Here is an 11,211-nt window from a genome sequence, read left to right as displayed (position 1 = left end):
TTGCGCTCTGTCATAGAGGCTATCCTCCACAGTGCTTACCTTTAGCATAGGAGTTTTCTCTGGCGAGGAGGCATCTCGTCACAAAACACAAACTTATTGAGAATCAGGGAATTTCGATCGCGCCTGATAGTCAATCTCAGCTTTAGCCCTGATGAATTTAGGATGGATGGGAAAGGTTCCGCCTTTTATAGCGAAAAAACTATCTATCTAAATTAGTAAATTAGGGTTGAGTCAAGTCTATAAATCGACGGTTCCGAGACCACGTTTTTACGGCTAGATTAATGATAGAAACACGAGGAAGACATTCATGGATAACCAATCTCAAGAATCTAATTACCGTCCAACTTTAAATGAGGGCGATCGGATTGATCCCTCCAAATCTTTAGAAGAAAAACAGCAACAACTAGCCGTTGATACTGCAGATATTACGGGTGAACATCTACAAGTTCCTACGTTCTTTGTGGTTCAACGGGGAGATGAGGAGCCCGAGGCATTGCACCATATTCGGGATGCAGAGGCTATTTCAGATGTTATCCGACAGGCGCGAATGGATGAAAACGGTAATCGGATCTGGGATTAGGTAGCTGATAATTTTCTAGCCTAAAATCGATTCTCGATTCTCGAGTTCTATAACTTAATCTATATCTTCCAGGTTTTTCTTCCCTTGGAAAATCTGGAAGGCACTCAAAAATAAATATCTAAAAATAAATATCTAAAAATAAATAGTTAATTTAACAAGAATAATCAATCTAAAATTAATTAATTAATTAATCTAAAGCTAACTCATTAATTTACCCGATCGATGCTTGATTGGCTTGCCGCCTGGGATGCGCCCGACTGGGATTGCTACCCAAATTCTAGGCAACTATCTGCTCGGTATCGACTCCCACCATAAACAATCGGAAAGTTCACAGTTACAGTAGGTTCGTTCACATAGCTGCCTAGATTTCTTCTCAGGTTTTCTACCGACCAATTAGGCAGTCATCTGGGACTCCGTCGCCGTTGTTATCGATGCGCTGATCATTATTTTTACCATCACCATCACAGTCGATCGCGGGCCCGATCGGGGTTCCTGCACTGGCAGGGGGTGGCGGTTCCGGTTCCGACACTTCCGGTTGAGCAGGTTCTGGATCGGGTTCCGGCTCGGGCTCGGGCTCGGGGCGGCTCGGGGGAGCAGGGGTCGGTCTAGGCTGAGGCTTGGCAGCAGGCGCAGGCGCTGGGGCCGATCGGGGGGCTTTCTCTGCGGCCTTGGTGGTAGCAGGTTCTGTTCTCGCGGGTTCGCGGGCTTCCTCCCTAGGAGCTGTTTCCGGATAGGATGGCTCGTCTGTGTCAGAAGCTGAGTCAGTCTTTTGGGTCTTGGTATCGGCCTTCGGTGAAGGGGACGCGCTAGCGCTAGGAGAAGCCGTCGGGATCTCACTGGCCGCAGGACTGGGAGAGGCTTCCTCCGGTGGCTTGCTCGGGCCACAGGCGGTTAATAACACGACGATAGCGATCGTACCAAGGAAAAATGGTGAAAATTTTTTCATAACACGGCTCACACATCAACTGGCGTTAGACTCAACTGGCGTTAGACAGAGAGGGCAAGAAATGAACGATCTGCGGAAACGCAACGATTAACACTAAAACGAACAACTGCAACAGAATAAAGGGAATAACTCCTTTGTAAATATCTGTGGTTAAAACCTCAAGAGGAGCAACGCCTCTTAGATAAAATAGCGCAAATCCGAAGGGAGGTGAGAGAAAAGAAGTCTGTAAATTAGCACCCAGAACTACGCCATACCAAATACGAATTTGATTTAAGGCAAGCTCGATCGCGCTAGGTTCCATTCCCATGCGCTCAAATTTTTGGCGATACAGTGTGTTTAACACTGGAACAAACAGCGGAATCACAATAAAGGCAATTTCAAAAAAGTCAATAAAAAAGCCGAGGATAAACACTACAGCCATGCTGACAAACAAGAATCCCACTTCAGCACCGGGCAGATTAGACAGAACATGGTGCATGAACTGATCGCCTTCCAACCCCCGAAAAACCAAGCTAAACAGGGTTGAGCCAAAAAGAATAAACACCACCATTGCTGTGGTGCGGAGGGTCACATCACAAACCTGCTGAATGGCTGTTTTCGTGAGTTGGCGATTGAAAAATGCCAGAATCATTGCGCCAAAAGATCCCACTGCACCGGCTTCCGTGGGGGTGGCAATACCAAAGAAAATACTCCCCAACACTAACAGAATCAGCACTAGGGGCGGCACCATCGCTTGCATCACCTGTTTCCCAAGGGCCTTTTTGCCGATCGATCGGACTTCCTCCGGTAACGCAGGAGCCATATCGGGGCGGAGAAATCCAACTACTAATACATGTATGGCAAAGGCTCCAGCCATCATCAGTCCCGGAATCACCGAACCGACAAATAAATCTCCTACGGACACCCCTAATTGATCGCCCAGTACGACCAAGACAACACTGGGCGGAATGATTTGTCCTAGTGTTCCCGATGCTGCAATGACCCCAGTGGCTAACTGCTTGTTATACCCATAACGCAGCATGATAGGCAGCGAAATCATTCCCATTGCCACGACTGTTGCCGCCACAACTCCTGTAGTCGCAGCTAGGAGCGCCCCAACAATCACCACTGCTAGTGCTAACCCACCCCGCAGACGACCCAGCAAAATTCCTACGGTTTCCAATAACCGCTCGGCCATCCCGGTTTTTTCCAGCATGGCTCCCATAAAAATAAAGTAGGGAATGGCGAGCAGGGTGTAGTTGGACATCGTGCCAAAAATCCGCTGGGGCATGGCGGTAAATAGGCTAAAGTCGAACACGCCTAAACCAATGCCCACCAAGCCAAAAAGAATGGCAACGGCTCCGAGGGAAAATGCAACGGGATATCCCAACGACAACATGACCAGTGCACCCGCAAACATGCCTGGCCCAAGCCACTCAGTATCAATTTCAATAATCCAATCACCCATTGCAAGTCCCCATTGTAATCACCTGAAAATGCTAAATTTCTGACTCGTGGGATTCTGGTTTGGCATCTCGATCGCCCGTCAGAATAGCCCAATTTTTAATGGCTTCGGAAATGCCTTGGAGGAATAACAGGAAACAACTGACTAAAATCAGCGCTTTGATGGGGTAGCGAGGTAAACCGCCGGGGTCAGGGGATCCTTCCCAAATGGCCCAGGATTCCACCACGGATCCCCAGGAAAACCATGCGACTAGAACACAGAAGGGGAGAAGATAGAAAAGAGAACCGATTAAATTCGCGATCGCTTTTTTGCGAGGACTCCAGTGGGTGTAGAAAATATCCACCCGCACATGTTCGTCATGGAGCAGCGCGTAGGCCGCACCCAGGAGAAACAGAATATCAAAGGTGTACCATTGACCTTCGATGAACGCATTGGAGGTGAGGTTTTGCCCGATCGTGCGACCGAGATATCGTCCAATCACATTCCAAACTCCTAATCCCACCATCACCAGAACCAACCATAGAACGCCTTGCCCGATTTGCTCATTCAGGCGATCGATGGCACGGGACAGGGGAAGTAGCTTGGGCGGTGCTGTCCGCCACCATCGTTGGAGTGATCTCAAGGTATTGGCCTCCAGAGGGATCAGAACCAAAAATTGAATCGGATGTTGAATAGATTGTCCCACGGCTGATTACGTGGGCATCCCAGGATCTATGAAGTCGCTGTGATGTCGTATTTTACCGCTTCGTCGCGCTAGAATCGGAAGTCTCTATGGCTAGCTTCACACTCTCGTTTCGCAGGTTTGAGTTATGGCGCGATCGCGGCTACAGCAACTGGGTACCTACCTCCAGCCCCACTGGAAACAAGCAGCAGGCGGTATTTTTGCCCTGTTTCTCGTCAACGCCCTCAGTATTTACATTCCCCTGCAAATTCGTGATGGGATTCGTGAACTGAGAATCACCTTTCAGTTCGATCGGGTGTTGTTCTATGCGGCGATCGTCTTTGTCCTGGCCTCCGTCATGTGGGTGATTCGGATGGTGTCACGGATGTTGCTGTTTGGGGTGGGTCGCCAGGTAGAGTTTGATCTCAAGCAGCGCATTTTCAATCATCTGCTGCGCATGGAACCGTCGTATTTTTCCACCAATACGATCGGAGATCTGATCAACCGTGCCACCAGTGATGTGGATAATATTCGGCGATTGCTGGGCTTTGCCATTTTGAGTTTGGCCAATACCATCTTTGCCTATGGCATGACCTTGCCCGCCATGCTGCAAATTAACGTCAAACTGAGTTTGCTGGCGTTAATGATCTATCCCGTGATGCTGGTGGTGGTCAATTTATTTAGCAATAAGCTCCGTAACCAGCAAATTGCCGTTCAGGAACGTCTGTCGGATCTGAGTGAACTGATCCAGGAGGACATGAGTGGAATTTCCTTAATCAAAATTTATGCCCAGGAAGCTAATGAGCGCCAAGCGTTTGAAGATTTGAACGATCGACTGTTTGGGGCGAACCTAAAGTTGGCGAAGACCCGCACAACCCTGTTTCCGATTTTGTCGGGGTTGGCCTATGGCAGCAGCTTGATTTTGCTCTGGTTTGGGGGGCCTGCCATCCAACGGGGTGAGTTGAATATTGAAGATTTAATTGCGCTGTTTATCTTCGTGGAAAAGCTGGCCTTTCCGACGGCGCTGATGGGCTTTACGATTACCGCCTACCAACGAGGGGAAGTCAGCATCGATCGCATCGAAGCCATCCTCTCGGTGGAACCCAAGGTTCAAGATGCCGCCGATACCATCCCGATCGCCCCGGAACAAATTCGAGGTCACCTGCAAGCACGTAACTTGAGCTATCAGTATGCCACGGCTGAAGGTGAAGCTGTCTCGGCGCTGAAGCAGATCCATTTTGAGATTCTGCCGGGGGAAACGGTGGCAATCGTCGGGGCGATCGGATCCGGAAAATCCACCTTAGCCAATGCCATTCCCCGCCTGCTGGATATTGCGCCAGGACAGCTCTTTTTAGATGGCATCGATATTACGAAAATGCGCCTGCAAGATTTGCGCGGGGCCATTTCCTACGTGCCCCAAGACAGCTTTCTATTCAGCACGTCCATTCGCAATAACATTGCCTACGGATTACCCACCGCAACGGATTTAGAAATCGAACAGGCAGCGAAAGAAGCCCAAATTCATCCAGAAATCCTGAACTTTCCCCAACATTACGACACCTTAGTGGGCGAACGGGGCATTACGCTGTCCGGAGGGCAACGGCAACGCACAGCCTTGGCGAGAGCCTTGCTGGTGGACTCGCCAATTCTGATTTTGGATGATGCCCTATCTAGTGTGGACAACCAAACGGCTACGAAAATTTTGAACAATCTCTCGGAAGGCACCCGCCGCAAAACGGTGATTTTTATTTCCCACCAGTTATCCGCCGCTGCCATGGCCGATCGGATTTTTGTGATGGATCAGGGGAAGACACAGCAGATGGGTAACCACGAAACCTTGCTGGCCACACCAGGTTTATATCAAACCCTGTGGAATCAGCAGCAATTGGTGGCAGTGGTGGAAGCTTAGGCAAAGAACCTTAGGAATTTGTCCTCTGGTTAGACTTCTAACTGGGTCTAACCAGCCTGCCTAATCTTCTTGGATGCCAACCCACTGCCACCAACGATTCAGCGGGAAATAGATGACAGGTGCCCACAGACTGCTGAGAATGGCGGAACTGAGGGCAATCAGTTGATGGTGTTTCCAGATTTCCAGTAGCGATCGGGTGCCCAAGAGGCTGAACTGAATCGCAGTCACCGTTTCGGCGACCACCGCCATGCCAAAGACAACCAGCGCCACGGAAATAAAATCTTCTTGGAGGTAGCGTTGTTTGTGTAAGCGGGCCGTTAATAGTCCCACGACCACTAAGCTCACGGCATGGCTAGGGTGTAACTCGGTCATGGCATCCTGCAAAAAGCCCAAGGAAAGACCCGCTGCGATCGCCGACCAAACGTTACGTTTGAGACTCCAAGCCACAACCCAAATCAGCAACCAATTAGGGCCAATGCCTGCTAGGGTCATTCCTGGCCAGCGCGTTGGCAATAACATTAAACAGACAAATACAGAAAACGCGGTTCCCCCACAGATCATCCCCCACCGCGCTAAGGGGCTTTGTTCCATCCAGTGGGAACACTGCCGGGAAAGCTGACCGAAAGCGAACAAACGAATCATGGTTGGGCTGACGGTGAAGGGCTAGGTGCAAAACTAGAAGAGGGGGAAGGTTCTGGGTTGGGCAGGGCATCCGCTTGATTAGGAACGCCGGGAGGATAAACGGCAACCCATTCTAGGGAACTGATGGGCGCAGTCAGTTGAATAATGGCTTCCGGGGCAGGACTCTTGCTGAGGTCGATCGACTCGATTCGCCCAACGGGTAAGCCCGCAGGAAACTTGCTACTAAAGGCCGAAGTGACCACCGTATCGCCCTTGCGGACATCGGGCACCTTATCAAAAAACTGCATGATCACCTGGGTGCCTGCATTTTCTCCCGTTTGTCCCTTCATATACCCTGTGGCACGGCTACGGCTTACCGTGACACCCACCTGGTTAGCGGCGTCACTTAACAGCACAACTCGGCTGGCATGGTTACTCACCTGGCTAACTCGTCCAACGACGCCCCCAGGAGCCATAACAACGCTGTTGACTTGTACGCCATCCTGACTGCCTCGTCCTAGGATGACCTGTTGCCACCAATGGTCTGCGCTGCGGCCAATCACTGGGGCAGGTAAGGCTTCTGGCTTTTTGCCTTGAACTAAGCCGAGTAATTCTTCCAGTCGCTGATTGCGGTTTTGCAATTCGATCAGCCGCTGCTGGAGTTCTAAAACCTGCGCATTTTCGATTTGTACGGCGGCTTGGTTCGGATCGCCTTGAAACGGACGAGTCAACCCTTGATAGGTTTCCATGAGCCAAATGCCTTGGGTTTGACGCACGATCGCCGCTGTTCCGATCGCAAGGCCGATCAAAAGAGTTTGCGTTCCGTACCGTTCCCACCAGCGGCGTACTGTAAACATGCGAAGATTTGTTCGAGGTTGGACGACTTTAGGTCGGGTGAAAAGCACGATCTCAGTCCCTTTCAACATTCAGTAGATGACTGAATTACCTTCCACCCGAGAATTGCCTGGATCAGGAGAACTTGGATGGCAATCCGTCCTAGCGTGGACGGCTGCTGAATACCCGTCCCAGTTGATTGAAGTTCTCCAGAACTCGCCCGGTACCCAACACGACACAACTGAGGGGATCGGCAGCCACGTGAACTACGATTCCGGTTTCATGGCTGATCAGCGTATCGAGGCCCTTGAGCAAAGCTCCCCCTCCTGCCAACATGATGCCCCGATCGATGATGTCAGATGCCAACTCCGGCGGTGTCCGTTCTAGGGTGCGTTTGACCGCATCGACGATCACTGCCAACGGCTCAGCCATGCTTTCGCGAATTTCCGGGGCTTTGATCGTCACGGTTTGAGGTAGACCCGACAGCAGGTGTAGTCCGCGCACTTCCATGGTTTCTTCGTCGGCATCGCGGCTAGGGTAGGCTGACCCGATCGCGATCTTGATTTCCTCGGCGGTACGTTCCCCAATCACGAGGTTATGTACCTTTTTCATGTACTGGACGATCGCGTCACTCAATTCGTCACCCGCCACCCGTACTGATTCGCTCAGCACCGTGCCTTGCAAGCTGAGTACGGCCACTTCGGTGGTGCCGCCGCCGATGTCAATAATCATATTGCCCGTCGGTTCGGCTACGGGTAAGCCCGCCCCGATCGCCGCTGCTACAGGTTCATCAATCAAGAAAACTTCCCGCGCACCCGCTTGGGTGGCCGCATCCATGACGGCCCGCCGTTCTACGCCAGTGACTCCGCTGGGAATGCCAATCACCACGCGCGGTGAAACCAATTGCTTCCCTTCATGAACCCGAGTGATGAAATGCTTCAACATGAGTTCTGCGGTATCAAAATCGGCGATGACCCCATCCCGCAGTGGACGCAGTGCCACAATATTTCCCGGTGTCCGACCCAGCATGCGTTTGGCATCTTCTCCAACGGCCAAGGGAACGCGCTCATTTTGATCGATCGCCACTACGGACGGTTCCTGCAGGACAATGCCCTTCCCTGAAACGTAAACCAACGTATTAGCGGTACCCAGATCAATCCCCATATCACGGGACAGGGAAAAGCGACTGAAAAGACCCACGACTTACTCTGCCTTCTGTACTAACGACAACGTTCCTGAAGCCCAGCCACCCTTGCAATGGGAAGTCCAACTTGAAAGCCCAACCTGGAGATGTTGCCAAAGTGTTTTAGTGGAAACATCAGCTTGTATGGACAATGGAAACAAAGGTGGATTCTAGTATGTTTTCTGACCACCGTCTAGACGACCCGATCGCTAACCCAGGGGAAACTGGCTCTCTTCTATGAGCAGTTAACACACGGTTCAAGGACAACCCGGTTAAATTGGCAATAATTTACCACTCTGAGATTCATTTGTTACATTCAACGGCGAGTTTTTCTGGCGTGCCGTGTGATTAATCATAGGCGAAAGGTCTAGGAGACAAGATATTTAAGCGAGATATGTTAAGTGGGTACAAGCCAGATGGAGCATTCCCTCTAGGTGAAAAATTTGGAAGAGAAATGGGAACTGAAAAATGCGTAAAAAATCCGTCAGAGGGTAAAAATCATCGGATGCTACACCATCAATGCTTGAGGTCATCCGTCAGATATCGCAATCTGTTATGCACCTATATAACCACATAAATCTAAAAGATCTCTTAAAAGGTGGTCAAACAAGTACTGCGATCGAGCCCATTGACCGGGCGACTGGACTCTAGGGATCGCCCAGAGCACATGCCCTATCCTACTGAAAATCCGTTGGAAAGGAGTAGAACGCAGAAAGATTCTGCGCTGGGGGGGAATCTTCTAGTTAGGATAGGGAAACGAACTTATCTACCAGTACCTAAGAACTGAAACAAAAGGTCATGAGCTTAAACGTTATCACCCTTGTGGGTCGCGTCGGCGGAGATCCGGATGTCAAATATTTTGAGTCCGGGAGCGTTAAATGTCGGTTAACCTTGGCGGTCAATCGTAACAGCCGCAACAATGACCAGCCGGATTGGTTCAACCTGGAGTTGTGGGGCCGGCAGGCAGAGGTGGCTGAGCAATATGTGCGTAAGGGGAGTTTGGTGGGGGTTAAAGGTTCCCTCAAGTTTGACACCTGGGTCGATCGCAATACGGGAGCCAATCGGACGTCGCCCGTCATTTTGGTCGATCGGCTAGAACTGCTGGGTTCCCGTCGAGATAACGAAACTTCGATGAACAGTGGTGGCGGTGGCTACGAAGATGATTTCTAAGCAGAGTACTGGGTCGAGAGTGGGTAGATGAGTAGATGGGTGGATGGGTGGATGAATTGAGTATGTTATTTCTTAGCAAATTCCTTAAATGATTGCTGTGTAGGATGACTTTTCTGTCAGTATCTGATTAGATAATCAGCCTAGAGTTTGCAATGACCGATCAATATCCTTAGTTAGATCCCCCTCCAACCCCTACACCCTCCAACCCCTTTCACCATGTCTATCGTTGTTGCGGCCTTCTATCAGTTTGTGGCGCTGCCCGATTGCCACCTGTTGCGAGATTACCTGTTCGATCGCTGTGTGGATCTGCAAATCCAGGGCACAATCTTGCTCGCCCAGGAAGGGATCAACGGTACGATTAGCGGTTCGCGATCGGCGATCGATAGAATTTTTGCGGAATTGCGATCGGATCCTCGACTAGCCAGTCTGGAAGTTAAGGAATCCTACACGGATCAGCAGCCCTTCGCTCGGCTCAAAGTGAAAGTCAAACCGGAAATTGTCACCCTAGGGCTCCCGGAGGTTAACCCTGCGGAGGGGGTGGGTACCTATGTTGATCCCCAGGATTGGAATCGGGTGATTCAGGATCCTGAGGTGATTGTCATTGACACCCGCAATGACTTCGAGGTCAGAACGGGGAGCTTCCAGGGAGCCATCAATCCCCAAACAGAATCTTTCCGCCAGTTCCCGGACTACGTTCAGCAGAATTTGGATCCTAATCAGCATCGTAAAGTGGCGATGTTTTGTACCGGAGGGATTCGTTGCGAAAAGGCTTCGGCCTATATGCTGTCCCAGGGGTTCGAAACCGTGTATCACCTCAAGGGCGGAATTTTGAAGTATCTGGAAGAAGTGGCTCCGGAAGATAGCCTATGGGCCGGGGAATGCTTCGTTTTTGATCAACGGGTGGCGGTGACCCATGGGGTCGAGGAAGGTTCCTACGAGTTGTGTCTCGCCTGTGGCCATCCTTTGTCGATCGCAGAACGTCAGTCCGACCAGTACCAAGAGGGGATTCATTGCCCCCACTGCATTGACCTACAAACGGAGGAACGCCTCCAGCGCAACCAAGAGCGTCAGAAGCAACGAGTTTTGCAGCGATCGCGCTAGAGCAATCTGTTTCCCCTTGCTTTCCGTCTCCCCCTTGCTTTGGGGACAGGACATTGCCTTTAATACAGTCAGGCGTTTTTCACATCCTGACTTTAATCTATGCCCTATTTTTGGTTTAAAGCCTTTCACATCGTTGGCTTTGTCTCTTGGTTTGCGGGTCTGTTCTACCTGCCCCGCTTGTTTGTTTACCATGCCGAAGCCCAGGAACAGCAGACTGAACCCGTGCGCAGCATTCTGCGGGAACAGTACACGCTGATGGAAAAACGCCTCTACGGCATTATCATGACGCCCGCGATGATTGTGACGATCGCGATGGCGATCGGGATGCTGGTGGTACAACCGGAATTTCTGCACCAAACCTGGCTGCATGTGAAGATTGCGCTGGTGGGTGTTTTAGTTGTGTTTCATTTCTTTTGTCGGCGCATTATTGCGAAGTTGGAAGCGGGGGAAACGCCGCTGACCTCAAAGCAATTTCGTTGGATGAATGAATTTCCCACTTTCTTTTTAGTGGTGGTGGTGATGTTGGCGGTGTTTAAGAATGATATTCCCACCAATGCAACAGGCTATGTCATTCTCTTGATGGTGGTGGCTTTTGCGGCTAGCATTCAACTTTATGCCCGCAAGCGCCGTCTGGATGCAGAAAAGAAAAAACAAGCACTAGAACAACAGGCAACGGCGACAGGAACCCCCGAACCCACTGCATAATCGGCAATGGAATCCATCGCTTAATCATCAACCGTTCTTGTGAGGGCACAAGGGTTT

General features: G+C 50.6%; 11 protein-coding genes. 5 read left to right on the top strand and 6 right to left on the bottom strand.

All coding sequences use genetic code 11. From position 1 onward, the window contains the following. The first annotated feature begins 307 nt into the window (after positions 1-307). The gene (locus ACN4EG_RS09420) at positions 308-580 is read left to right on the top strand and encodes a hypothetical protein (RefSeq protein WP_431629093.1); all 273 of its coding nucleotides are present in this window, start codon (positions 308-310) and stop codon (positions 578-580) included. Between the two features lie 382 nt (positions 581-962). Here ACN4EG_RS09420 and ACN4EG_RS09415 read toward each other — a convergent pair whose 3' ends face one another. The 3 genes from ACN4EG_RS09415 to ACN4EG_RS09405 are packed head-to-tail and all read right to left on the bottom strand — an operon-like array spanning position 963 to position 3,655. Next, positions 963-1,526, bottom strand: coding sequence for a hypothetical protein (locus ACN4EG_RS09415; RefSeq protein WP_431629092.1), 564 nt, complete (start codon positions 1,524-1,526; stop codon positions 963-965). A gap of 31 nt (positions 1,527-1,557) precedes the next feature. Next, positions 1,558-2,973, bottom strand: coding sequence for a TRAP transporter large permease (locus tag ACN4EG_RS09410; RefSeq protein WP_431629091.1), 1,416 nt, complete (start codon positions 2,971-2,973; stop codon positions 1,558-1,560). Positions 2,974-3,004: 31 nt separating this feature from the next. After that, on the bottom strand, positions 3,005-3,655 hold the full coding sequence (locus ACN4EG_RS09405) for a TRAP transporter small permease subunit (protein ID WP_431629090.1): 651 nt from the start codon (positions 3,653-3,655) through the stop codon (positions 3,005-3,007). Positions 3,656-3,779: 124 nt separating this feature from the next. Between ACN4EG_RS09405 and ACN4EG_RS09400 the strand changes: the two genes are divergently transcribed. Continuing rightward, positions 3,780-5,540 carry an ABC transporter ATP-binding protein gene (locus tag ACN4EG_RS09400; protein ID WP_431629089.1) on the top strand — a complete coding sequence of 587 codons (1,761 nt, stop codon included), beginning with the start codon at positions 3,780-3,782 and terminating at the stop codon, positions 5,538-5,540. 60 nt (positions 5,541-5,600) lie between these two features. Here the strand turns inward: ACN4EG_RS09400 and mreD are convergent, their stop codons facing one another. From mreD to ACN4EG_RS09385, 3 genes are all read right to left on the bottom strand, one after another. Continuing rightward, on the bottom strand, positions 5,601-6,182 hold the full coding sequence (gene mreD / locus ACN4EG_RS09395; RefSeq protein WP_431629088.1) for a rod shape-determining protein MreD: 582 nt from the start codon (positions 6,180-6,182) through the stop codon (positions 5,601-5,603). Continuing rightward, on the bottom strand, positions 6,179-7,018 hold the full coding sequence (gene mreC, locus ACN4EG_RS09390; RefSeq protein ID WP_431629087.1) for a rod shape-determining protein MreC: 840 nt from the start codon (positions 7,016-7,018) through the stop codon (positions 6,179-6,181). The genes mreD and mreC overlap by 4 nt, the downstream gene beginning before the upstream one ends. A gap of 139 nt (positions 7,019-7,157) precedes the next feature. After that, a complete protein-coding gene (locus tag ACN4EG_RS09385; protein ID WP_431629086.1) occupies positions 7,158-8,195 on the bottom strand; it encodes a rod shape-determining protein in 1,038 nt (345 codons plus the stop codon). Between the two features lie 781 nt (positions 8,196-8,976). On the opposite strand from ACN4EG_RS09385, the gene ACN4EG_RS09380 reads away from it, so the two are divergent. The 3 genes from ACN4EG_RS09380 (at position 8,977) to hemJ (ending at position 11,154) form a co-directional block, all read left to right on the top strand. Then, positions 8,977-9,348 carry a single-stranded DNA-binding protein gene (locus tag ACN4EG_RS09380; protein WP_431629085.1) on the top strand — a complete coding sequence of 124 codons (372 nt, stop codon included), beginning with the start codon at positions 8,977-8,979 and terminating at the stop codon, positions 9,346-9,348. Positions 9,349-9,564: 216 nt separating this feature from the next. Continuing rightward, positions 9,565-10,449 (top strand): oxygen-dependent tRNA uridine(34) hydroxylase TrhO, encoded by an 885-nt coding sequence (gene trhO / locus ACN4EG_RS09375; RefSeq protein WP_431629084.1) that lies wholly within the window; start codon positions 9,565-9,567, stop codon positions 10,447-10,449. Positions 10,450-10,548: 99 nt separating this feature from the next. Further along, positions 10,549-11,154, top strand: coding sequence for a protoporphyrinogen oxidase HemJ (hemJ, locus tag ACN4EG_RS09370; RefSeq protein ID WP_431629083.1), 606 nt, complete (start codon positions 10,549-10,551; stop codon positions 11,152-11,154). Positions 11,155-11,211: the final 57 nt, after the last annotated feature.

The sequence above is a fragment of the Alkalinema pantanalense CENA528 genome (assembly GCF_050753345.1).
GTDB classification, from domain to species: Bacteria; Cyanobacteriota; Cyanobacteriia; order Leptolyngbyales; family Leptolyngbyaceae; genus Alkalinema; species Alkalinema pantanalense.
The sequence above is the reverse complement of the archived record's forward strand: the minus strand, read 5'-3'. Positions and strand labels throughout refer to the sequence as shown.